The organism is Mycolicibacterium arenosum, from assembly GCF_024320865.1.
GTDB classification, from domain to species: Bacteria; Actinomycetota; Actinomycetes; order Mycobacteriales; family Mycobacteriaceae; genus Mycobacterium; species Mycobacterium arenosum.
On sequence record NZ_JANDBD010000001.1, the window covers coordinates 238976 to 261257 of the forward strand.

Annotated in this window: 22 protein-coding genes; 12 read left to right on the forward strand and 10 right to left on the reverse strand. The window is 69.8% G+C overall.

What is annotated here, in order from left to right; all coding sequences use genetic code 11:
• Positions 1–16: 16 nt before the first annotated feature.
• The gene (locus NM203_RS01260) at positions 17–682 is read right to left on the reverse strand and encodes a nitroreductase family protein (protein WP_255057774.1); all 666 of its coding nucleotides are present in this window, start codon (positions 680–682) and stop codon (positions 17–19) included.
• 26 nt (positions 683–708) lie between these two features.
• Between NM203_RS01260 and NM203_RS01265 the strand changes: the two genes are divergently transcribed.
• A complete protein-coding gene (locus NM203_RS01265) occupies positions 709–858 on the forward strand; it encodes a DUF1059 domain-containing protein (protein WP_255057775.1) in 150 nt (49 codons plus the stop codon).
• Positions 859–867: 9 nt separating this feature from the next.
• Here the strand turns inward: NM203_RS01265 and NM203_RS01270 are convergent, their stop codons facing one another.
• Complete coding sequence (locus NM203_RS01270) at positions 868–1833, reverse strand: Rv1157c family protein (protein ID WP_255057776.1); 966 nt, start codon at positions 1831–1833, stop codon at positions 868–870.
• Positions 1834–1871: 38 nt separating this feature from the next.
• Positions 1872–2612 (reverse strand): hypothetical protein, encoded by a 741-nt coding sequence (locus tag NM203_RS01275; protein ID WP_255057777.1) that lies wholly within the window; start codon positions 2610–2612, stop codon positions 1872–1874.
• 94 nt (positions 2613–2706) lie between these two features.
• Between NM203_RS01275 and NM203_RS01280 the strand changes: the two genes are divergently transcribed.
• Complete coding sequence (locus NM203_RS01280; protein ID WP_255058271.1) at positions 2707–3906, forward strand: mannosyltransferase; 1200 nt, start codon at positions 2707–2709, stop codon at positions 3904–3906.
• Here NM203_RS01280 and NM203_RS01285 read toward each other — a convergent pair.
• Complete coding sequence (locus NM203_RS01285; RefSeq protein ID WP_255057778.1) at positions 3887–4168, reverse strand: 4a-hydroxytetrahydrobiopterin dehydratase; 282 nt, start codon at positions 4166–4168, stop codon at positions 3887–3889. The genes NM203_RS01280 and NM203_RS01285 overlap by 20 nt on opposite strands.
• An 84-nt stretch (positions 4169–4252) precedes the next feature.
• Here NM203_RS01285 and NM203_RS01290 point away from each other — a divergent pair, with 84 nt between their 5' ends.
• Both NM203_RS01290 and NM203_RS01295 read left to right on the forward strand, forming a co-directional pair.
• A complete protein-coding gene (locus tag NM203_RS01290) occupies positions 4253–5842 on the forward strand; it encodes an HNH endonuclease signature motif containing protein (protein ID WP_255057779.1) in 1590 nt (529 codons plus the stop codon).
• Between the two features lie 59 nt (positions 5843–5901).
• On the forward strand, positions 5902–6321 hold the full coding sequence (locus NM203_RS01295; protein WP_255057780.1) for a (deoxy)nucleoside triphosphate pyrophosphohydrolase: 420 nt from the start codon (positions 5902–5904) through the stop codon (positions 6319–6321).
• Positions 6322–6382: 61 nt separating this feature from the next.
• On the opposite strand, the gene NM203_RS01300 is transcribed toward NM203_RS01295, so the two are convergent.
• Together NM203_RS01300 and NM203_RS01305 are read right to left on the reverse strand one after the other, a co-directional pair.
• On the reverse strand, positions 6383–6655 hold the full coding sequence (locus tag NM203_RS01300; RefSeq protein WP_255057781.1) for a hypothetical protein: 273 nt from the start codon (positions 6653–6655) through the stop codon (positions 6383–6385).
• Between the two features lie 60 nt (positions 6656–6715).
• Entirely contained in the window at positions 6716–6883 is a 168-nt protein-coding gene (locus tag NM203_RS01305; RefSeq protein ID WP_255057782.1) for a hypothetical protein, read from the reverse strand.
• Between the two features lie 63 nt (positions 6884–6946).
• Here NM203_RS01305 and typA point away from each other — a divergent pair, with 63 nt between their 5' ends.
• Positions 6947–8836, forward strand: a complete 1890-nt coding sequence (typA, locus tag NM203_RS01310) for a translational GTPase TypA (RefSeq protein ID WP_255057783.1) — start codon at positions 6947–6949, stop codon at positions 8834–8836.
• A gap of 79 nt (positions 8837–8915) precedes the next feature.
• Positions 8916–10733, forward strand: coding sequence for an ABC transporter family substrate-binding protein (locus NM203_RS01315; protein ID WP_255058272.1), 1818 nt, complete (start codon positions 8916–8918; stop codon positions 10731–10733).
• Here NM203_RS01315 and NM203_RS01320 read toward each other — a convergent pair.
• Positions 10663–11925, reverse strand: coding sequence for a chloride channel protein (locus NM203_RS01320; protein WP_255057784.1), 1263 nt, complete (start codon positions 11923–11925; stop codon positions 10663–10665). The two genes, NM203_RS01315 and NM203_RS01320, sit on opposite strands and share 71 nt — an antisense overlap.
• Before the next feature lie 22 nt (positions 11926–11947).
• Between NM203_RS01320 and mshB the strand changes: the two genes are divergently transcribed.
• Complete coding sequence (gene mshB, locus NM203_RS01325) at positions 11948–12823, forward strand: N-acetyl-1-D-myo-inositol-2-amino-2-deoxy-alpha-D-glucopyranoside deacetylase (protein ID WP_255057785.1); 876 nt, start codon at positions 11948–11950, stop codon at positions 12821–12823.
• Between the two features lie 116 nt (positions 12824–12939).
• Positions 12940–13377 carry a hypothetical protein gene (locus tag NM203_RS01330; protein ID WP_255057786.1) on the forward strand — a complete coding sequence of 146 codons (438 nt, stop codon included), beginning with the start codon at positions 12940–12942 and terminating at the stop codon, positions 13375–13377.
• 6 nt (positions 13378–13383) lie between these two features.
• Here the strand turns inward: NM203_RS01330 and NM203_RS01335 are convergent, their stop codons facing one another.
• Positions 13384–14448: a hypothetical protein gene (locus tag NM203_RS01335; RefSeq protein WP_255057787.1), complete on the reverse strand. Its 1065-nt coding sequence runs from the start codon at positions 14446–14448 to the stop codon at positions 13384–13386.
• 183 nt (positions 14449–14631) lie between these two features.
• Here NM203_RS01335 and NM203_RS01340 point away from each other — a divergent pair, with 183 nt between their 5' ends.
• The 4 genes from NM203_RS01340 (at position 14632) to NM203_RS01355 (ending at position 19473) form a co-directional block, all read left to right on the forward strand.
• A complete protein-coding gene (locus tag NM203_RS01340; RefSeq protein WP_255057788.1) occupies positions 14632–17205 on the forward strand; it encodes a bifunctional FO biosynthesis protein CofGH in 2574 nt (857 codons plus the stop codon).
• Positions 17206–17251: 46 nt separating this feature from the next.
• On the forward strand, positions 17252–17713 hold the full coding sequence (locus NM203_RS01345; RefSeq protein WP_255057789.1) for a DUF2231 domain-containing protein: 462 nt from the start codon (positions 17252–17254) through the stop codon (positions 17711–17713).
• A gap of 10 nt (positions 17714–17723) precedes the next feature.
• Positions 17724–18851: a DmpA family aminopeptidase gene (locus tag NM203_RS01350; protein WP_255057790.1), complete on the forward strand. Its 1128-nt coding sequence runs from the start codon at positions 17724–17726 to the stop codon at positions 18849–18851.
• A 73-nt stretch (positions 18852–18924) separates the two neighbouring features.
• On the forward strand, positions 18925–19473 hold the full coding sequence (locus NM203_RS01355; RefSeq protein ID WP_255057791.1) for a YceI family protein: 549 nt from the start codon (positions 18925–18927) through the stop codon (positions 19471–19473).
• Positions 19474–19475: 2 nt separating this feature from the next.
• Here the strand turns inward: NM203_RS01355 and NM203_RS01360 are convergent, their stop codons facing one another.
• Positions 19476–21494: an NADPH-dependent 2,4-dienoyl-CoA reductase gene (locus NM203_RS01360; RefSeq protein ID WP_255057792.1), complete on the reverse strand. Its 2019-nt coding sequence runs from the start codon at positions 21492–21494 to the stop codon at positions 19476–19478.
• A complete protein-coding gene (locus NM203_RS01365) occupies positions 21487–22056 on the reverse strand; it encodes a PadR family transcriptional regulator (RefSeq protein ID WP_255057793.1) in 570 nt (189 codons plus the stop codon). Before NM203_RS01365 ends, NM203_RS01360 begins: the two co-directional genes overlap by 8 nt.
• Between the last annotated feature and the right edge of the window lie 226 nt (positions 22057–22282).

Genomic DNA, 22282 nt, shown 5'->3' on the forward strand with positions numbered 1-22282 from the left:
GGAGCGACCGGGGGATCTAGAACGCTGCGCCATCGAATCGTTCGCGGGTCACCATGTCCCGCAACGGTTTCCGCTTGAGCTTGCTGACCTGGTGCACGGGCTTTCCGAGCGGCACGACCGCGGCGACGGCGAACCGGTCGGGGACGCCGAGCAGCGCGCGGACGGCCGACTCCTCGGGCACCACCATCGTGGTCAGCACGCCGCCGAAACCCTCGTTGCGCGCGGCCAGCAGGACGTTCCAGACGAACGGGTAGATCGACGCGCCGCTCACGACGCCGACCCGTTCGAGATCCTGGTCGAAGGCGGCGGCGACGCCGAGGTCGAGGCAGACCACCAGCACGACGTCCGCGCTCAGCAGCGCCGACGTCATGGGGCTGCCGTCGACGGCGGCGATCGTCGCCGCGTCGACCCCGGCGGGCGCCAGCGGATTCCACGGCGCCTCGCCGTTGGCGACCTGCGCGAGGTAGCGCCGCGCGCCGGGGAGCGTCAGGTCCGCGAGGGCCTCGCGGGTCCCGATGTCGCGGATGGCGATGACCCGCACCCCCTGCCGGTTGCCACCGCTGGGCGCGAAACGAGCGTTGTCCAGAATCCGATCGAGTACCTCGTCGGGCAGCGGTTCACCCGTGAACTGCCGTACCGCACCCGTTGTCCGCATCACGTCGTAGAGCTCCGTAGGCACCATCGTGCGCGTATGGGATCGTTGTCACCATGGCGAAGACACATCTGAACTGCCCCTGCGGTGAGGCGATCACCGGCACCGACGAGGACGATCTGGTCGAGAAGGCGCAGACGCACCTCGCCGAGGTCCACCCCGGTCGTGAATACGACCGGGAGATGATCCTCTTCATGGCGTTCTGAGGCGGCGGCTTACGGCACCACCGTCGAGCCGATGGTGGGCATGAACTGGCACTGCTTCTCGGTCGTGGTGACCTGGCCGAAGATCGTCGACATGATGCTGCCCGATCCGGTGTCGGCGATGGCGGTCAGCGTCGTCGGCCCGGCGGGGTTGATGTCGGCGTGCGGCTTGAGCGTTGCGGTCCCCGACTTACCCGTCGTGAGGTTGACCCAGGTCACGTTCAGCGGCAGCTTCTGCTCAGCCGCCGGGCCGGGGGTGCCCATCGCGGTGAAGACATAGGCCGTCTGGCCGGGGCCCGGTCCGGGAGCGGGGATCTTGGCGGGACCGGCGACTGAGATCGCCGCTGCCAGGACGTTTCCGCCGTCGCCCAGGCAGCCGTTGCTGATGGACGGGTACATGAAGTCCTGCGTCGTCGGCGCGTCCGGCCCGAACTCGGGGGTCGGCGCTGCGCCGGCGGGAGCAGGCGCGGGTGCCGGAGCGGCCAACGCCGCGGCGTCGGGCGCCGGAGCAGGTGCGGGTTCCGGAGCGGGCGCCGGGACCGCCTCGGGTGCGGGTGCGGCGGGTGCGGGAGCCGCCTCCGGCAACGGCACAGGGCCGACCGCGTTCAGCGCGTCGACGCCCTGAGGCAGGTGCGCCTCGGTTCCGGGAACCGCGCCAGCCGCGGGCACGTGGGCCACCTGGGGATCGGCGACGAAGTCGTTCACGGCCGTCGCCACGTTGCGAGAGCTGGGAGCGGCGGCGTCCCCGGCGAATGCCGCCGCGGCGGCCATCAACATCGACGCGGCGTTGGTCGGATCGGACGCGGCCTGCTGAATCGCGGGCCCGAGCGCCTCCATCGCGGGCAGGCCCGGCGCCTGCAAGCCGTCGATCGGCGGCGGCAGCGGTGCCGGCGGCTCCGCAGCGGCGAACGCGTTGCTGCCGAATAGCACGCTGGTGGCCGCGGTCAGTGCGACCACCAGCTTCTTCGTCGATGACATGTCTCTCCCCGTAGTGGTGTCGGTCGGTCAGGCGTCGATTACGGCAGCGCGGACGCCGGGAACACCAGAGCGCCGAAGCTGTCGGCCGCACTCGGAACGGCGGCCGCCGCGGCGGGTGCAGCGGCTGCTGCGGGAACGGCCGCGGTCGCCGCCGCGGGGACCGCTGCGGGCGCCTTCGGCAGCAGGTTGGCCAGCGGCGTGCCGGCGGGCATCAGCGATGCCAGGTCACCGGGCAACGTCACGTCGCTGGGCAGGTTGGCCAGCGGGGTGCCCGGCACCTGCGGGAGCTTGATGTCGGCCGACGGAACCAGCGCGGCGGGTCCGCTCGGTGCGGCTGCGGCCGGAGCGGTCGCGGGCAGCGCTGGTGCGGCCGCCTGCTGGACGAGGCCGAGCGGACCCGACGTCGGGGCAGCAGCGGGCGCAGCCGGAGCGAGGCCGAGTGGACCGGTGGCCGCCGCGGGCAGGGCCGGGGTCTGCGGCAACGTCACCGACGCGGTTGCGGCGGGCGCGGGCGCGGCGGGGGCGGCCGGCGTGGCGGCGGTGTTGGCGAACATCGACGCCATGCTCTGGAGCAGGGCGGGGGCCATCTCCGGCGAGAGTTGGTTGATGAACGGCACACTGCCCATCCCCGGCAGCGCGGGTGCCGGAGCGGGCACCGGCTCGGCGGAGGCGGTTGCGCTGCAGAGCAGGGCCGCGGGTGCGGCTAGAGCTGCGGCGATGAAGCTGCTAGCGAGTACTTTTCGGGCGAGAGCCATGGTTTTCCCATCGGTTGGAGGCATGTCCTGCACCGACGCTAGAGAGTTACTGATGTTACTCAAGTGACACGTGTGGCATTTACTCAACCGTGATGGATCGGACGGTAAACGGTGACCAATCGCTAGAGTCGTACCGATAGACAGTCCCTCGACGCGTGCCGTTCCGTCGCCCCCGCGCAGGTTGGTGGCCGCGGCGCCCTACCTGCTGCTGTTGAGCCTTGCGGTGCGCGTGGCCGTCACCTACCTGATGCCGAACGGCAGCAACTTCATCGACCTGCACGTCTACGTCGATGGCGCGGCGGCCATCGACCGCGGCGAGCTGTATCTGTTCACCTACCACCCGGCGACGCCACCGCTGCCGCTGCAGTTCACCTACCCGCCGTTCGCGGCGCTGCTGTTCTATCCGTTGCACTGGCTGCCGTTCCCGGTTGTCGGGCTCGGCTGGCAGGTCGGGGTCGCCGCCGCGCTCTACGGCGGCGTGTCGCTCACGCTGCTGCTGCTCGGTCGGTACGACGCCCGGATGGCGATGCTCTGGACCGCCGTCGGCGTGTGGATCGAACCCGCGCGCCACCTCTTCGAGCTCGGTCAGATCGGCGCGCTGTTGATGGTGATGGTTCTCGCGGCGGTGTACAGCAACAGGTGGTGGCTGTCGGGGGTACTCGTCGGTCTCGCCGCGGGGGTGAAGCTGACTCCGGCCGTGTCGGGCCTCTATTTCCTCGGAGCGCGACGCTGGCGGGTGGTGGTGTCATCGGCCGCCGTCTTCCTGGTCACCGTCACGGTGTCGGTGGTCGTGCTCCGCGACCAGGGCGTGTACTACTTCACCGATCTCCTCGGGCGGGCCGACCGCGTCGGCCAGGTCGGACTGTCCACCAACCAGTCCCTTCGCGGCGTCGTCGCGTTGGTCACGGGGCGCGACGACGGGTACGGGCCGCTGCTCATCGGGCTGGTGGCGCTGACGGTCGCGCTGGCCGCGCTGGCGTGGCGGGCCGTCGACGCCGACGACCGGCTCGGCCGGATTCTGGTGGTGATGACGCTGGGGCTGCTGCTCTCCCCGGTCAGCTGGACTCACCACTGGATCTGGCTGCTGCCGTTGATCATGTGGCTGTTCTACGGCTCGCTGCGTGAGCGCACCCGCGTGCTGGGTTGGGTCTGGCTGGTCCTGGCGTTCGCCGGGACGCCGTGGATCGTGCAGGCGCTGCGCGAGAGCGGCGAGATCGAGAAGGTGACCTGGTACGTCGCCCTCGCGGGTGCGGCGTATGTGCTCGGAGCGCTCGTGACGCTCGGCTACCTCGCGTCTCTCAGTCGACGATCCCGTTGATGTCGCGGGCCATCTCGACGTCCTTGTCGGTGATCCCGCCCTCGGAGTGCGTCACCAACGCGAAAGTCACAGTCCGCCAACGAATGTCGATATCGGGATGGTGATCCTTGGCCTCCGCGTGCTCGCCGACGCGGCGCACCGCGTCGATGCCCGCGAGGAATTCCGGGAACTTCACCGCCCGACGCAACGCGCCGTCGCTGCGCTCCCAACCGGTCAGCTCGGGTAGGGCGGCGTCAACCTGGTCGTCCGTGAGAACAGTCATGTGTTCGGTATACCGCCGATGGGGGTCGTAAAACAGAAGCAACTTCGTCTGGGCCTGTCACAAGTGCGAGGTAGAATCGAACACGTGTTCGAAGGGTTAAGTGCGCGGGAGTTGGTCGACGTGATCACCGCGCGTGCTCGGTCCAGTGCGGCCGCGGATGCGGAGAAGTACGCCGCGATCGCGGAGTTGGCGCGGCGCCGGCTTCGCGACGGCGTGGAGCTCGAGGACGCTGCCGCCGATGCCACCGATGGGGCGGCCGCGGAGATCGGTGCGGCTCTCAACATCGGTCACGGCCGGGCGCTCGGGGAGATCGAGATCGCGACCATGTTGCGCGACACGTTCCCGCGCGTGGCGGAGTTGTTCCACGGGGGTCTGGTGACCGGGCGGCGGGTCTGGATCCTGGCGAAGCGCACCGATCTCGTCGTCGATCCGGACGTGATGGCGCAGTTGGATCGGGTGCTGGCCGATCGGATCGTCGGGTGGGGCCCGGTCTCGGAGTGGAAGTTCGAACAACTCGTCGACGCCGAGATCGCCCGCATCGATCCCGCCGCGGTGCACCGGGTCCGCGAGCAGGTCCGGGACCGCGACTTCGTCGTCGGCCGCCACGACGGGTCGGGCACCGTGGCCTACTGGGGCCGGATGACCGGACCCGACGCCGCGATCGCCGTCACCCAGATCCGGCGGATGGCGCGCAGCGTGTGCCCCGACGACCCCCGCACCCTCAAACAGCGCCGTGGTGACGCGCACGCCGCGCTGATGGCCGGATCCACCGTCCTGAGGTGCCTGTGCGAGAACCCGGACTGCCCCGCCGCCGCCGAGGTGGACGACGCCGCGGCCAGCAGTGTGAGCATCCACGTCATCACCGACCAGGCCACCCTCGACACCGCCCTCGGTGCCTGCGTCGACGAGTCCGATCTGCACGGCCCCCGCACCGTGGAGGGCGAACTCGACGAGATCCTCGACGAGGTCGAGGAGGACGCCCAGCACGACGCCGACACCCGCACCGACGACCACGTCGAGGAGCCACCCGTCCCCGACGAACCCTCACCCGACGAACCGCCCGTCCCCGACGAACCGCCCACCCCTCGGCCGACCCGACCTCTGGCGATCATCCCCGGCCACGGCGTCGTCCCCCCGCCGCTGCTGGCGGAACTGATTCGCCGCGGCGCGACGGTCAAGCCGCTAGTGACACCCACCGGGGACGCCGAACCGCGCTACCGTCCCTCGGCGGCCACCGATCACTTCGTTCGCCTGCGCGACCTCACCTGCCGGGCACCGGGCTGCGACCGGCTCGCCGAATTCACCGACATCGACCACACCGTGCCGTATCCGGCCGGGCCGACCCATGCCGGTGGTCTCAAGTGCGATTGCCGAAAACATCATCTGATCAAGACGTTCCACGCCGGCTGGTCCGAGGAGCAGTTGCCCGACGGGACGGTCATCACCACCACGCCCACCGGACACACCTACACCACCAAGCCCGGCATCACGCTGCTGTTCCCCGACGCCGACGTCACCACCCCCGCACCCCGACCCACCCGGCCACCGCCGCCCAGCCCGTACCGCTCGATGATGATGCCCCGCCGAAAACGCACCCGCGCTCAAGCCAGAGCGGATCGCATCAAAGCCGAACGCGCACAGAACCTGCACGACGACGAACCCCCGCCCTTCTGAGAGTCGAAACGCGACGACACCTCGGGCCGGTCGAGATCGACTCGCGCATAGTGGTGATCGTGACGCGCGCCGACGATTCGACCAGGCAAGTCGTCGTCGTGGCCGGCGCGCTGATTCTCGACGGCTCATTGCTCATCGCCCAGCGCGACCGGCCGCCGGAGTTGGCGGGACTGTGGGAGTTGCCCGGCGGAAAGGTCGCGCCGGGGGAGTCCGAGTCGGCGGCGCTGGCCCGCGAGCTACGCGAGGAACTCGGCGTGGACGTCGACGTGCACGGGCGCATCGGCGCGGACATCGAACTGACCGAGACGATGACGCTGAAGGCCTACCTGGTCAGGCGAACAGGTGGCCCGGTCGAAGCCCGCGACCACAGGGCGATCCGCTGGGTCACCGCTGACGAACTGCCGGAGATCGCCTGGGTGCCCGCCGATCGCGCGTGGCTGACCGAACTGACGATCGCCCTTCTGGCGGCTCGGGCCTGAATCCCCGCAACTCGCGCAGCCACACCCGAACGTGTGCAGGTCGCGTTCTGGCGACGAGGCGTCAGTAGCGCAATCGGTCGCCGACCATTCGCACCTCGCCGCGGCGGTCGCGATGGTTGATCGCGTAGATCGGGTGCGCGAGCACCGGATGGCGACAGTGCGGGCACGACTCCTGTGCCCGGTTCGCCGAGGCGAATGTCAGATGGTGACATGTCGCACACCGGACGACGAAGAACGCGCCCATCCAGTTGAGTAGACCGACGGCGATCGCGGCCGTGGCGGCGACTGCCAGCACGACGATCAGCGCGACGGTGAGCCCTTCGTAGACGATCATGGTCAAGGCCTCCAATCCCTGCCGGATGCCATCAACGGTACGCCGCAAAAGGCGAGGTGATCACGCCTTTCTGGCGCGCTTGAACACCTTCTCGAGGTCCTTGCCGCTGATGCCGTGCAACTGGGCTTTGTGCACCTTGCTCAGGACCAGCGGGCAGCGTTTGCAACGGGGCTTGGAGCGGCAGCACTTCTTCTTCGGTTTCGTCTTGGCGAACTTCTCGAACTTCACGTGCTCTGGGACTGCCCTTCGGTCGTTTTCGCGTTTGGTACGCGCGCTGCGACAATTCACTACGTGGATTTTCGCAATGTCGCCATCGTCGCTCACGTCGACCACGGCAAGACGACTCTGGTGGACGCGATGCTTCGGCAGTCGGGGGCCCTTCACCATCGCGGCGACGACGTGGTCGAACGCCTGATGGACTCCGGTGACCTGGAGAAGGAGAAGGGCATCACCATCCTGGCGAAGAACACCGCCGTGCATCGCAAGCACCCGGATGGCTCGATGACCGTGATCAACGTCATCGACACGCCCGGCCACGCCGACTTCGGCGGCGAGGTGGAACGCGGGTTGTCGATGGTCGACGGGGTTCTGCTGCTGGTCGACGCCTCAGAGGGTCCGCTGCCGCAAACCCGCTTCGTGCTGCGCAAGGCGCTGTCCGCGCATCTCCCCGTCATCTTGGTCGTCAACAAGACCGACCGACCGGACGCCCGTATCGCCGAGGTCGTTTCGGAGAGCCACGACCTGCTGCTCGACGTCGCATCCGACCTCGACGAGGCGGCGCAGAAGGCCGCCGAGGAGGCGCTCGGTCTACCGGTTCTGTACGCCTCCGGGCGCGCCGGCATCGCCAGCACCAACGAACCCGCCAACGGGCAGAACCCCGACGGCGAGAACCTCGATGTGCTGTTCGACGTGCTCCTTGAGAACATCCCGCCGCCGCAGGGCGATCCCGAGGCCCCGCTGCAGGCCCTGGTGACCAACCTCGACGCGTCGGCGTTCCTCGGCCGGCTCGCCCTGATCCGCATCTACAAGGGTCGGATCAAGAAGGGCCAGCAGGTCGCGTGGATGCGCGAAGTCGACGGCCACCCGGTCATCACCAACGTCAAGATCACCGAGCTGCTGGTGACCGAGGGCGTCGAGCGCACGTCCACGGATGAGGCCGTCGCCGGCGACATTGTCGCAGTCGCGGGAATCCCCGAGATCATGATCGGCGACACCCTCGCCGACACCGAGCACGCGCACGCGTTGCCCCGCATCACGGTGGACGAGCCCGCCATCTCGGTCACGATCGGCACGAACACCTCACCGTTGGCCGGCAAGGTCTCGGGGCACAAGCTCACCGCCCGCATGGTGAAGTCGCGACTGGACTCCGAACTCGTCGGCAACGTGTCGATCAAGGTGGTCGACATCGACCGGCCCGACGCGTGGGAAGTGCAGGGCCGCGGCGAGCTCGCGCTGGCCGTCCTCGTCGAGCAGATGCGCCGTGAGGGTTTCGAGCTCACCGTCGGCAAGCCGCAGGTGGTCACCCAGATGATCGACGGCAAGCTGCACGAGCCGTTCGAGGCGATGACCATCGACTGTCCCGACGAGTTCGTCGGCGCCATCACGCAGCTGATGGCGGGCCGCAAGGGCCGGATGGAGGACATGACCAACCACGCCGCGGGATGGGTCCGGATGGACTTCATCGTGCCCAGCCGTGGCCTCATCGGCTTCCGCACCGACTTCCTCACGCTGACCCGCGGCACCGGCATCGCCAACGCCGTGTTCGACGGCTACCGGCCGTGGGCCGGTGAGATCCGGGCCAGGCACACGGGTTCGCTGGTGTCGGACCGCACCGGCAAGATCACCCCGTTCGCGATGACCCAGCTGTCCGACCGCGGGCAGTTCTTCGTCGAGCCCGGCGAGGACACCTACGAGGGTCAGGTCGTCGGCATCAACCCGCGCGCCGAGGACCTCGACGTCAACGTGACCCGCGAGAAGAAGCTGACGAACATGCGCAGCTCCACCGCCGACGTCTTCGAGACGCTGGCCCGGCCGTTGGAGCTGGGGCTGGAGCAGGCGATGGAGTTCTGCGCCGAGGACGAGTGCGTCGAGGTCACCCCCGAGATCGTTCGGGTGCGCAAGGTCGAGCTGACCGCGAGCCTGCGCGCGCGGGCGAAGGCGCGTGCCAAAGCAAGGGGTTAGAGCTCCCGATACCCTGAACGGCGTGCCGACCCCACCGCGACGCCTCGCCGCCGCCGCGACGGCGTTGCTGTCGACGACCATGCTGGTGTCGGCGTGCACCGTGAGCCCGCCGCCGGCCCCCCAGAGCACCGAGACGTCGCAGACCACCGCGCCGCCGCCGATGCGCGCCACGCAGATCATCATGGCTATCGATTCGATCGGGCCGGGGTTCAATCCGCACCTGCTGTCGGACCAGTCGCCGGTCAGTGCGGCCATCTCGTCGCTGGTGCTGCCGAGTTCCTTCCGGCCGATCTCCGACGCGGCGTCGCCCACTGGGTCGCGCTGGGAGATGGACCCGACACTGCTCGAGTCCGCCGAGGTGACCAGCGAGGAGCCGTTCACCGTCACCTACACGATCCGGCCCGAGGCGTCGTGGACCGACAACGCGCCGATCGGCGCCGACGACTACTGGTACCTGTGGCGTCAGATGGTGAGCGTGCCGGGCGTCGTCGACCCCGCCGGCTACGACCTCATCACCGGCGTGCAGTCGGTCGAGGGCGGCAAGACCGCGGTGGTGACGTTCTCGCAGCCGTATCCGGCGTGGCGCGAGCTGTTCAACGACATCCTGCCCGCGCACGTCGCCAAGGACATTCCCGGCGGTTTCGCGGCGGGGCTGATACGCGCGCTGCCGGTCACCGGCGGACAGTTCCGCGTGGAGAGCATCGACCCGCAACGCGACGAGATCCTGCTGGCGCGCAACGACCGGTACTGGTCGACACCCGCCAAACCCGACCAGATCCTGTTCCGGCGCGCGGGATCGCCGGCGGCCCTTGCCGATTCGATGCGCAACGGTGACACCCAGGTCGCGCAGGTACACGGGGGACAGGCGGCGATCGCACAGCTCGGCGCCATTCCCGACGTCCGCACAGCGCGGATCGCGACACCGAGAGTCATGCAGCTGACACTGCGGGCCCAGCAGCCCGAACTCGCGGATTCCCAAGTGCGCAAAGCGATTCTGGGCCTCCTCGACGTCGACCTGCTGGCCTCGGTCGGGGCGGGCAGCGACAGCACGGTCACCCTCGCGCAGGCGCAGGTGCGAACGCCGTCCGATCCCGGCTACGCGCCGACCGCGCCACCGGCGCTGACGCGTGAGGAGGCGCTCGCGCTGCTGAGCAACGCGGGCTACGAGGTCCAGCAGGAACCGCCGTCGACGACGCCCGCCCCGACGCCGACTCCGCCGTCGACCCGCGGACGGATCAGCAGGGACGGCGAACCGCTGACGCTCGTACTCGGTGTCGCATCCAACGATCCGACGTCGATCGCGGTGGCCAACACCGCGGCCGACCAGTTGCGCAATCTCGGGATCTCGGCGTCGATCCTGCCGTTGGACCCGCCCGTGCTGTACGGCGAGGCGAGCGAGCAGAACCGGATCGACGCGATCGTCGGCTGGCATCAGGCGGGCGGTGATCTCGCGACGGCGTTGGCGTCGCGGTACGGCTGCCCGGCGCTCGAGTCGACCGCCGTGGAGACCGCACCCCCGTCGTCCTCGGCGCCGCCCGAAACGACCACGGGCACGACCACGACGACGTCGGTGACCACGCCGCCGTCGACGACGGCCACGACGCCGCGTCCGCCTCCGGGAGAGGACGAACTCGTGCAGGCCCCCAGTAACCTGACCGGCGTCTGCGACCGCAGCATTCAGCCGAAGATCGACGCTGCGCTGGACGGCTCCGAGGACATCGCCTCGGTCCTGACGGCGGTGGAGCCGCGGCTGTGGAACATGGCGACGGTGCTGCCGATCCTGCAGGACACCACGATCGTCGCCGCCGGGCCCAGCGTTCCGGTGGTCAACCTGTCCGGCGCCCTGCCGGTCGGCATCGTCGGGAACGCGGGCATCTGGGCGAAGACGCCTCGCTGATCAGGTACGTGGCGAACGCCGTCGCCGCGAAGACGATCAGCAACCAGATGGGCGGCCTCGCCAGCTCCCAGACGAACAACGCGGCGAATGCGGGCGCGCGCTGGGTGATGGCCAGCACGCCCGCCGCACAGGCCAGCGAGACCGCGGCGACCTGGATGTCGGTGCCCGCCAGGTGGTTGAACGCCAGCGTCGCGACCGAGCCGGCCGCCGCGCCGGTGGCGAGGGCCGGGGTGATCAACCCGCCGACTGCGCCGCTACGCAGGTAGACCGCGGTGAGGAGCGGTTTGAGCAGCAGGATCATCGCGGCACCCGCGAGGGTGACGTCGGCGTTGACGCTCACCGTGAGGATGCTCCGGCCGTTACCCGGCAGCTCCGGGTACCAGATCGACGCCACACCGGTGGCCAGTCCGGCGAGTCCGACGGCCGGAATCAGCCACCACGCCCGCACCTGGGGCTTCGGTTTCGCCGCCGACATGAATCGGTCGAAGCCGATGCCCACCACCACCGCAAGGGGTGAGATCACCAGCGCCAACAGGATGTACAGATAGGACAGGTCCGGGTTGGGCCAGGTCAGCGAATGCTCGAGATGGGTCACGGGCGAGGCGACCGCGACGGCGAGGCTCGACGTGACGAGTGCGGTTCCCACCGCGCGGGGGTGCCACGTGCCGAGCAGGATGCGCGAGGCGAACAGGGCGCCCCCGAGCGGCACGCTGTACACCGCTCCCAGTCCCGCGCCCGCTGCGCAGGCGAGCAGGATCTCGCGGTCGCGCGGCGTCAGCGCCCACCGTGACGTCCCCGCGTCGCTCATGGCCGCCGCCACCTGACGTGGCGCGCCCTCGCGACCCAGCGACGCACCGGATCCGACGACGAGGACCTGTAGGGCCGCGTCGATCGTCATCCGCCAGCGGGGCATCGGACGGTGCTCGGCGATCGTCACCGACAGCGACGGCACATCGCCGTGTCGCCGCAGCAGCCACCAGCCGGCACCGGCGAGCAGCCCGCCGATCATCGGTCCTACGGCCCGCCGCACGGGACTGCTCGCTCCGACGCCGCTCAGCAGCGTGCCGAACGAGTAGTGGTAGGTGAGGTGCTCGACGAAGTGCAGGAGCAGCGTGGTGGCGGCGCCCGCGACCCCCGCGAGCAGACCCGCGAGCATGACAGCGCACGCGTACTCGATGGTGCGCCGCGTCACGCCGTGAATCTATCTTGTGCTGATGGACATTCCACGACTGCTGTTCGTCCACGCCCACCCCGACGACGAGACGCTGACGACCGGCGCGACCATCGCGCACTACGCGAGCCGCGGCGCGGACGTCCGCGTCGTCACGTGCACGCTCGGCGAGGAGGGCGAGGTGATCGGCGAACCGTGGGCCCAGCTCGCCGTCGACGGCGCGGATCAACTCGGTGGATATCGAATTGCCGAATTGTCCTCGGCGCTGGCGCATCTGGGCGTGCAGAGGCCGATCTTCCTCGGCGGTGCCGGGCACTGGCGCGACTCCGGGATGGACGGCACCCCCGCCCGCCATCGGCAGCGGTTCATCGACGCCGACCCGGACGAGGCGGTCGGCGCGCTGGCGGCGCTCATCCGCGAGATGCGGCCGCACGTCGTCGTGACCTACGACCCGAACGGCGGGTACGGCCACCCCGACCACATCCAGGCGCATCGCATCACGACCGCCGCGGTGGAGGCGGCGGCAACGGAAGCCGACGACCCGTGGGACGTGCCGAAGTTCTACTGGACCGTGACGCCGCGCAGCGCGCTGGCCGACGGCCTGCGCACGCTCGCCGACCTGGACCTGCCGTCGACGTGGATCCTGGTGGCGCCCGAGGACCTTCCCTTCGGATACCCCGACGACGAGGTGGACGCCGTCGTCGAGGCGCCCGACAGCGGACCCGCCAAGGTGGCGGCGATGCGGGCACACGCCACCCAGGTCACCGTCGAACCCGGCGGGCGGGCGTTCGCGCTGTCCAACGACATCGCCCTGCCTGTGCAGGCGACGGAGCACTTCGTCCTGGTCCGCGGCGTCAGCGGCGAGCGTGACCACCGGGGCTGGGAGACGGACCTGCTGGCCGGGGTGAATCTCGGTTAGCCCGGCGGTGGCGAGGTACGCTGCACACCGACCGCAACGCGCGTGGAAGGGATGGCGATGGACCCGGACCTGGATCCCAACCTGCAGCACTGGCAGGACCGGTTGGACAACTTCCAGTGGGTGGTCGGCTCGCTCACCAGCCTGCTCGACAGCATCCCGACCTGATCGCATCCCCGCTCGACCGCGACTCGGGCGCGCGCTGGATGCCGCCCGTCATGCTCGCTCTGCTGACGCTCGACGGTGTGCTGTCCGCCGTCGCAGGCGCCCTCTTCCTCCCGTCCTACCTCGGTGTCGTGCCGATGCCGGTGAGTGCGCTCATCAGTGGCGCGGTCAACGCGGCGCTGGTGTGGGCCGCGGTGCAGTGGACGTCGGTGAGGGGGTTGGCCGCCGGGCCGCTGGGGGCCTTCCTGGCAACGGTGATCGTGTTGACGTTCGGCGGCCCCGGCGGTGACGTCGTCTTCGCCGGGACGACGTCGGGAATGGTGCGGCTGCTGCTGTTCGTGGCCGTCGGGATCATCCCCGGCGCGCTGGTGCTTCGGCGCTGTCTGGCGTAGGTCCGGCTAGCCGTTGTCGGTGCCGCCGGGGGCTGCCGACTCCGCCGGCTTCGCGGCGTCGGACTCGTCGGCACCCGCGTCGGTGGTCGGCGTCGCCGCGGTGGGGCTGGTCGGCTGCGTCGGCTCGGCGGCGGGCGCGTCGTCATCGTCTGCCACGGCCTCGGGAGCGCCGGCCGGCGGTGCGGTCTGACCGCCCGTTCGCACCTCACCCTGGGCGCTGACACCGTCCTTCGAGTCGACGGTCGGCTTCTCCTTCTCCACCGGCTCCACGGCCTCCACCGGCTCCACCGGCTGCACGGCCTCGACCGGCTCGGCCTTCACCTCGGCGACGGTGGGCTCCGGCGTTGTCTTCGCGGCGACCTCCTCGACCTCCGCGGCCTCCTGGACCTCCTCGATGACGGCGGGCTCGGCCTCCGAGACCGTCAGCGCGGTGAATTGCGGCTCCTCCTCGGTGGTGACCTCGGCGGCGAAGGGAATCGGAGGCAGCGGCGGGATCAGCCAGCCGAAGAAGTAGTTGAACTCGGCGATGCCGGTGTTGATGAGCGCGGTGACGGTGGTGGAACCGACCGCGACGGCGCCGTTGATGTAGGACCAGATGTTCAGCGGGTCGTTCACCACCGGGTCGATGAAGTCGTAGACGACGCTGTCGGAAATCGGGCGGACCAGGTTGTAGTAGACGATCCCGACCTGATCGCCGATGAGGTAGCCGTACGGGATGAACTGCAGGACGTACTGGGTCAGCTCGACGCCGTAGTCCACCCAGCCCTGAATCCACTGATAGATCGAGTTGATCGAGTCGGACGCGGCGTTGAGCGTCGTCGGGGGAGCGGCGAGCGCCGCGGCCGCGTCGGGGTCCAGCCGCGACAGCGCGTCGCTGGCCGCGGTGAACTCCTCGCGGTCGGGCGGGGAGAACGAGATGGGGGTCGCCGCCGCGGCGAGATCGATGCGCGCGACGGAGATCGGCTCACTGCGCTCGGCGGTTCGGCCGGGCGGGGGTGGCGCGACGACGATTGCCGACGCGACGGCCGCCACCGCACCGGCGGCCAGAAAACTGCGTACCGAACCACTCATGACCGGCTCTCCTTCGCGTGGCGTCCTCGACAACGGACAACTTACGCGGGTGTCAGTCGGTTCGCGGCGAGACGGCCCGCGCCCTTGGAGCGGCGCTGGGACTATCGTGACCCCTATGTCAGGCCGAGCGGGGTTGGAATGTGAGATGCGGATGATTCTCGCCATCACCGGGGTTACAGGAGCGTGGCTCTGAACCCGCACAGCGGCATCGCACTGCCCGACCCGGTGATTCCGCCGAAGGCTCCGACTCCTGCCGCCTTACGCCGGGTGTTGCGTCGAGCGCGCGACGGAGTCGCGCTCAACGTCGACGAGGCCGCCATCGCCATCACCGCCCGCGGTGAGGACCTGCAGGACCTGATGGCGAGCGCCGCGCGGGTCCGCGACGCGGGCCTGGAGGCCGCCGGCCGGCGTGGGCCGAACGGCGGACTGCCGGTCAGCTACTCCCGCAAGGTGTTCATCCCGGTCACCCACCTGTGCCGCGACACGTGCCACTACTGCACGTTCGTCACGGTGCCCGGCAAGCTGCGCGCCCAGGGCATGGGCATGTTCATGGAGCCCGACGAGATCCTGGACGTCGCGCGCCGCGGGGCCGAGATGGGCTGCAAGGAAGCGCTTTTCACCCTCGGTGACCGGCCGGAGGCGCGCTGGCCGGAGGCCAAGCAGTGGCTGGACGAACGGGGCTACGACTCCACGCTGGACTACGTACGCGCGATGGCGATCCGCGTGCTCGAGGAGACCGGCCTGCTGCCGCACCTGAACCCCGGTGTCATGAGCTGGTCGGAGCTGTCGCGGCTCAAGCCCGTCGCGCCGTCGATGGGCATGATGCTCGAGACCACGTCGCGGCGGTTGTTCGAGACGAAGGGCGAGGCGCACTACGGCAGCCCGGACAAGGACCCGGTCGTCCGGCTGCGCACGCTCGACGACGCGGGCCGGCTGGCCATCCCGTTCACCACCGGTCTGCTGGTCGGTATCGGTGAGACGCTGCGCGAGCGAGCCGAGACGATGCACGCGATTCGCCGCTCGCACAAGGAGTTCGGCCACGTCCAGGAAGTGATCGTGCAGAACTTCCGGGCCAAGGATCACACCGCCATGGCGGCCACGCCGGACGCCGGCCTCGACGACTTCCTCGCCACGGTCGCGGTCACCCGGCTGGTGCTCGGCCCGAAGATGCGGATTCAGGCGCCACCGAACCTGGTGTCGCGCGACGAGTGCCTGGCGCTCATCGGCGCGGGTGTCGACGACTGGGGTGGCGTCTCCCCGCTGACGCCCGACCACGTCAACCCCGAACGACCGTGGCCCGCGCTCGACGACCTGGCCGACGTGACCGCCGAGGCGGGTTACGAACTGGTGCAGCGGCTCACCGCGCAGCCGCAGTACGTGCAGGCCGGCGCCGCGTGGATCGACCCGCGCGTGCGCGCCCACGTCGCCGCACTGGCCGACCCGGACACCGGATTCGCCGTCGATGTGAACCCGGTCGGGCTGCCGTGGCAGGAACCCGACGAGGCCGCCGAGTCGCTGGGCCGCATCGATTTGCACACCGCGATCGACACCGAGGGCAGGCGCACCGAGACGCGCAGCGACCTCGACAGCGCGTTCGGCGACTGGGAGTCGATCCGCGAGAAGGTGCACGAGCTGGCCGCTCGCGCGCCCGAACGCATCGACACCGACGTGCTCGCCGCGCTGCGGTCCGCCGAGCGGGATCCGGCGGCGTGCAGTGACGACGAGTACCTCGCGCTGGCGACGGCCGACGGTCCTGCGATGGATGCCGTTGCCGCGCTTGCCGATTCGCTGCGTCGCGACACCGTCGGCGACGACGTGACCTACGTCGTGAACCGGAACATCAACTTCACCAACATCTGCTATACCGGGTGTCGGTTCTGCGCGTTCGCGCAGCGCAAGGGTGACGCCGACGCGTTCTCGCTGTCGACCGACGAGGTGGCGCAGCGGGCGTACGAGGCACACCTCGCGGGCGCGACCGAGGTCTGCATGCAGGGCGGCATCGACCCCGAGTTGCCGGTCACGGGTTACGTGGACCTGGTGCGCGCGGTGAAGGCGCGGGTGCCGTCGATGCACGTGCACGCGTTCTCGCCGATGGAGATCTCCAACGGGGTCACCCGCAGCGGCACCTCGATCCGCGAGTGGCTCACCGCGCTTCGGGAAGCCGGGCTGGGTTCGATTCCGGGCACCGCCGCCGAGATCCTCGACGACGAGGTGCGCTGGGTGCTCACCAAGGGCAAGCTGCCCGCCTCGGCGTGGGTCGAGGTCGTCACCACCGCACACGAAGTGGGCCTGCGGTCCAGCTCGACGATGATGTACGGGCACGTCGACACGCCAAAGCACTGGGTGGGCCACCTCAACGTGCTGCGCGGGATTCAGGACCGCACCGGTGGCTTCACCGAGTTCGTGCCGCTGCCGTTCGTGCACCAGTCCTCGCCGCTGTATCTGGCGGGCGGCGCGCGGCCAGGCCCGACGCACCGCGACAACCGGGCCGTGCACGCGCTCGCGCGAATCATGTTGCACGGCAGGATCTCCAACATTCAGACCAGCTGGGTCAAGCTCGGCGTCGAGCGCACGCAGGTGATGCTCAACGGCGGCGCCAACGACCTCGGCGGCACCCTGATGGAGGAGACCATCTCGCGGATGGCGGGCTCGGAGAACGGGTCGGCGAAGTCGGTCGAGGAACTCGTCGCGATCGCCAGCGGGATCAACAGGCCCGCTCGTCAGCGCAGCACGGACTACAGCCCGCTCGCCGCGTAACGCCGGAAATCCCGCGCCGTCGTGAACGGCGTGCCACCCTGTCGCCATGACCACCCTGTTCGGCCTGCCCGCGCACGCGTTGCTCGTGCACGCCGTCGTCGTACTGGCACCCCTGACCGCCGCGCTCGAGATCCTCTGTGCGCTTTGGCCTTCGGCACGCCGTCGCCTCGTCTGGCTGGTGCTCGCCCTCGCGGCCGGGGTGATGGTGCTGGCGCCGCTGACGGCGTCGGCGGGGCAGTGGCTGTACGACCAGTCGTCGCAGCATTCGCCGATCCTCGAGGCACACGCCGAGCGCGGCGAGTGGGCGAAGTACTTCGCGCTCGGCCTGTTGATCGTCGCGATCGCCCAGACGGTCCAGCACGTCAGGGAGTCCCGGTCCGAGGCGCCGAACCGCGTGCTGTCGATCGTGGTGGCCGTGCTCGCCGTCGTCGTCGGGGTGTGGGCGACGGTCGGCGTCGTGTTCATCGGCGACTCGGGTGCGCAGGCCGTATGGGGCGAGCGGCAGTAGCGTCGCCGGTGTGACATCGCCACAGACGCACACCATCGACGGCCGACCTCGTGCGCGGGGGCTCGGGATCCCGCTGCTCGGGACGCCGGGCCGGCTCAACGCCATCACCGACGTCTCCGGCGTCGAGGTCGGCGTCGTCACGCTGATCGAGGGGGACGCCGTTCGCACCGGTGTGACCGCGATCCTGCCGCGTGGCCGGGACGGCGTCGGCAGGCCGTGCGCGGCGGGCTGGTACTCGCTCAACGGCAACGGCGAGATGACCGGGACGACGTGGATCGAGGAGTCCGGGGCACTGAATCTGCCCGTCGTGCTGTCGAATACGCACGCGATCGGGCCCTGCCACACCGGCGTGGTCAGCTGGGTGAACCGCGTCCACCCGCGGCTGGCGCGGCAGTGGCTGCTGCCGGTGTGCGCGGAGACCTGGGACGGCTACCTCAACGACATCAACGGCGGCCATGTCAGGCCAGAGCACGCGGTCGAGGCCCTGGATTCGGCCGCGCCGGGTCCCGTCGCGGAGGGCTCGGTCGGCGGGGGCACCGGCATGAACTGCTACGAGTTCAAGGGCGGCAACGGAACCGCGTCACGCGTCGTCGACTACGGCTCACACGCGTTCACCGTCGCCGCGTTCGTACAGGCGAACTTCGGGTCGCGCGGTGAACTGACGGTCGCGGGCCGCCACCTGGGACCGGCACTCGCCGCCGACAACCCGTTCGACGGGGACTGGTTCGCTCGGGATCTCGGCATCCCGCCCGGCGCGGGATCGGTCATCGCGATCGTGGCGACCGACGCGCCGCTGCTGCCCGGTCAGTGCAAGGCGCTGGCGCGCCGGGTTCCTCTCGGCCTGGCCCGCACCGGCACCACGGGCAGTCACTTCTCGGGCGACATCTTCCTGGCGTTCTCGACCGCCGAGGCCGACGGCTTGACGAGCGCGTTCCCGCTCGGCCCGCCCGCTGACGACGAGTTCGGCACGCTGCGCTTCCTGCCGTGGGGGCGGATGGATCCGTTCTACGAGGCCGCGGTCCTCGCGGTCGAGGAGGCGGTGCTCAACGCGCTGGTGGTGAACGAGGACATGGTCGGGCGCGACGGACACCGGTCGCCGCGGCTGCCGCTGGACCGCGTCGCGCGGCTGCTGGAATAGATACGGACTATAGTCCGTTTATCCTTCTCGACGGCGTTGGAGAGGCCGACGCCACCAGTCGAGGAGACTTCACATGACCACAGCAGTAGCCACGGACCTGACCGCGGGCACCTGGGCGATCGACCCCGTCCACTCATCCATCAACTTCTCGGTGCGCCACCTCGTGGTGAGCAAGGTCCGCGGCAGCTTCCGGACCTTCAGCGGCGCCGTCGTGGTCGCCGAGGACGGCACGCCGTCGGTCACCGCGGAGATCGCCGTCGACTCGGTCGACACCGGCAATGAGCAGCGCGACGCCCACCTCAAGGCCGCCGACTTCTTCGACGTCGAACAGTTCCCCACCGCGACCTTCGCCTCGACCGCGGTGCGCGCGGACGGCGACGACTACGTGCTGGACGGTGACTTCACGCTGCACGGCGTCACCAAGCCCGTCAGCCTCAAGCTGGAGTTCAACGGTGTCAACCCCGGCATGGGCCACGGCGAGGTCGCCGGCTTCGAGGCGTCGGTGGTGTTGAACCGCAAGGACTTCGGCATCAACATCGACATGCCGCTGGAGACCGGCGGCGCCGTCGTCGGCGACAAGGTCACGATCACCCTCGAGATCGAGGCGCTCAAGCAGGCCTGACGCTACAGCCGCGCCGCCAACTCGGTGCCCTGCCGGATCGCCCGCTTGGCATCGAGTTCGGCGGCGACGGCGGCCCCGCCGATGACGTGCGGTTCGATTCCGTTCTCGCGCAGCGCGGATTCCAGTTCGCGCACGGAATCCTGGCCCGCGCAGATGATCACGTTGTCGACCGCCAGCGTGCGGGCGTGTGCGTGCTTCGAGCCGAAGCTGATGTGCAGGCCGTCGTCGTCGATGCGCTCGTAGTTGACGCCTGAAAGCTGCTCCACGCCCTTGGCTTTCAGCGATGCACGGTGCACCCAGCCGGTGGTCTTGCCCAGCCGCCGACCCTGCGGCCCCGTGGTCCGCTGCAGCAGGTACACCTGGCGGGCGGGCTTCACGGGGATCGGGGTGAGCAGCCCGCCCCGTGCCTCCTGTGGGTCGCCGGCGCCCCATTCCGCCTTCCACTCCTTGAGATTCAACGTGGGGGACTGGTCGGTCACCAGGAACTCGCTCACATCGAACCCGATTCCGCCCGCGCCGACGACCGCGACGGACTCGCCGACCGGCGCACCGAGCAGGGCGTCGGCGTAGGACAGCACCATCGGGTGGTCGATACCGGGGATGTCGGGCATCCGCGGCGTCACGCCCGTCGCGAGCACCACCTCGTCGAACCCGGTCAGCGCGCCGACCTCGGCCCTGGTGCCGAGCCGCACGTCGACGCCGTGCTTGTCCAGCATGCGGGTGTAGTAGCGGATGGTCTCGGTGAACTCCTCCTTGCCGGGAATCCTTCGCGCCAAGTCGAACTGGCCGCCGATCGACGTCCCCGCCTCGAACAGCGTCACCGCGTGGCCGCGCTCGGCGGCGGTGACGGCCGCCGACAGGCCCGCGGGTCCGGCACCGACGACGGCCACCCGTTTCACCCGCCGCGGCGGCTCGAGCACCAGCTTCGTCTCGTGGCCGGCGCGCGGATTCAGCAGGCACGACACGGTCTTGTGGACGAACGCGTGATCGAGGCACGCCTGGTTGCACGCGATGCACGTGTTGATCTCGTCGGCGGCGTCGGCGAGCGCCTTGTTCACCCACTCCGGATCCGACAGCAGCGGTCGCGCCATCGACACCAGCTGCACGTGGCCCTCGGCGAGGATCTCCTCGCACGCCTGCGGCATGTTGATGCGGTTGGACGCCACGACGGGAATCGACACCAAACCCGCGACGGAATTGCTGATGTCGACGAACGCGCTGTTGGGCACCGAGGTGACGATGGTCGGCACCCTCGCCTCGTGCCAGCCGATGCCGGTGTTGATCAGCGTCGCGCCCGCCGCCTCGATTTCCGTTGCCAGCGCGGTGATCTCGTCCCAGCTCTGGCCGTCCTCGACGTAGTCGGCCATCGACATGCGGTAGCAGATGATGAAGTCGGCGCCGACGGACTCGCGGGTGCGGCGCACGATCTCCACGGGGAGGCGCCGGCGCTTCTCGGGACTGCCGCCCCAGCCGTCGGTGCGCTTGTTGGTGCGCGGCGCGAGGAACTGGTTGAGCAGGTAGCCCTCGCTGCCCATGATCTCCACTCCGTCGTAGCCGGCCTCGCGGGCCAGCACGGCGCAGCGCACGAAGTCCCCGATGGTGCCCTCGACGTCGCGCAGTCGGCGCGGCCGAAAAGGGTTGATGGGAGCCTTGATCGACGACGCCGACACCGACATCGGGTGGTAGGCGTAGCGGCCCGCGTGCAGGATCTGAAGCAGGATCTTGCCGCCCTCGTCGTGCACCGCACGGGTGATGCGCCGGTGCCTGCGGGCGTCGGACGACGACAGCATCTCGGCGGCGAACGGCAGCAGCCAGCCGGTCCGATTGGGGGCGTACCCGCCGGTGATGATCAGGCCGACCCCGCCGCGGGCCCGTTCGGCGAAGTACGCCGCCAGCCGGTCGGTGTCACGGGCGCGGTCCTCGAGACCGGTGTGCATCGAGCCCATCACGACGCGGTTGCGCAGCGTGGTGAAGCCGAGGTCCAAGGGCGACAACAGGTTCGGATAGGGGGGGTTACGCACCGGTGCCTCCCAGGGCGGTCAGTACTTCGTCGAGCCAGTCCACTGAGCCCTCCTCGGCGCGGATGCCGCCGCGCAGCACCAGGTACTGGTGCAGCGCGGAGCCGCTGAGTGTCGTCGGGTCGGGGAACTGGCTCTTCTCGAATCCCAGATACGTGTCGAGCTGTTCGGCCCGCTCACGGCGGAGGTCGGCGACCTGGGTGCGCAGGGCGGCCGCGGCCGACGTGTCGACGTAGCCGACGCCGCGCAGCTTGACCGCCAGCTCCCTGGTGCGACCGTCGGTGACCGCGCTGCCGCGGCCTGTCAGCGGCCCGGCGACCCAGCGCGCGAGCTCGATGCGACCCGCTTCGGTGACGTCGTAGACCTTCTTATCGGGGCGGGCGTGCTGCGCAACCACTTCGACCCGCACCCAGCCGTCGTCCTCCATGGTCCGCAGCGTCCGGTAGATCTGCTGGTGCGTCGCGGCCCAGAAGAAGCCGATCGACCGGTCGAAGCGGCGGGCCAGCTCGTAACCCGAGCCGGCCTGTTCCGACAGTGAAACCAGGATCGCGTGGGGCAGTGCCACGCGCCGACCATAGGCGATACCGATGGTCCTATGCAACTTGTTGCAAAGGGCTGGCGGACACGCGATGGACGGCTAGGCGACTTGTATATGCAACGTCTAGTATCAGTAACCACGCGCTGTCCCTCACCGGGCGGCGCGTGAAGTTAGGACACACTGAGACACACGTGCGGGTATCGACAACGCATACTTGCGTCGACTTCTCGCGGTCCCGACGAGAACACCACCC

Excerpts from the sequence above, each read along its gene's own strand:
- NM203_RS01260 (WP_255057774.1), bottom strand. The coding sequence starts at position 682 with ATGGTGCCTACGGAGCTCTACGACGTGATGCGGACAACGGGTGCGGTA.
- NM203_RS01265 (WP_255057775.1), top strand. The coding sequence starts at position 709 with ATGGCGAAGACACATCTGAACTGCCCCTGCGGTGAGGCGATCACCGGC.
- NM203_RS01270 (WP_255057776.1), bottom strand. The coding sequence starts at position 1,833 with ATGTCATCGACGAAGAAGCTGGTGGTCGCACTGACCGCGGCCACCAGC.
- NM203_RS01275 (WP_255057777.1), bottom strand. The coding sequence starts at position 2,612 with ATGCCTCCAACCGATGGGAAAACCATGGCTCTCGCCCGAAAAGTACTC.
- NM203_RS01285 (WP_255057778.1), bottom strand. The coding sequence starts at position 4,168 with ATGACTGTTCTCACGGACGACCAGGTTGACGCCGCCCTACCCGAGCTG.
- NM203_RS01300 (WP_255057781.1), bottom strand. The coding sequence starts at position 6,655 with ATGATCGTCTACGAAGGGCTCACCGTCGCGCTGATCGTCGTGCTGGCA.
- NM203_RS01315 (WP_255058272.1), top strand. The coding sequence starts at position 8,916 with ATGCTGGTGTCGGCGTGCACCGTGAGCCCGCCGCCGGCCCCCCAGAGC.
- mshB (WP_255057785.1), top strand. The coding sequence starts at position 11,948 with ATGGACATTCCACGACTGCTGTTCGTCCACGCCCACCCCGACGACGAG.
- NM203_RS01335 (WP_255057787.1), bottom strand. The coding sequence starts at position 14,448 with ATGAGTGGTTCGGTACGCAGTTTTCTGGCCGCCGGTGCGGTGGCGGCC.
- NM203_RS01345 (WP_255057789.1), top strand. The coding sequence starts at position 17,252 with ATGACCACCCTGTTCGGCCTGCCCGCGCACGCGTTGCTCGTGCACGCC.
- NM203_RS01355 (WP_255057791.1), top strand. The coding sequence starts at position 18,925 with ATGACCACAGCAGTAGCCACGGACCTGACCGCGGGCACCTGGGCGATC.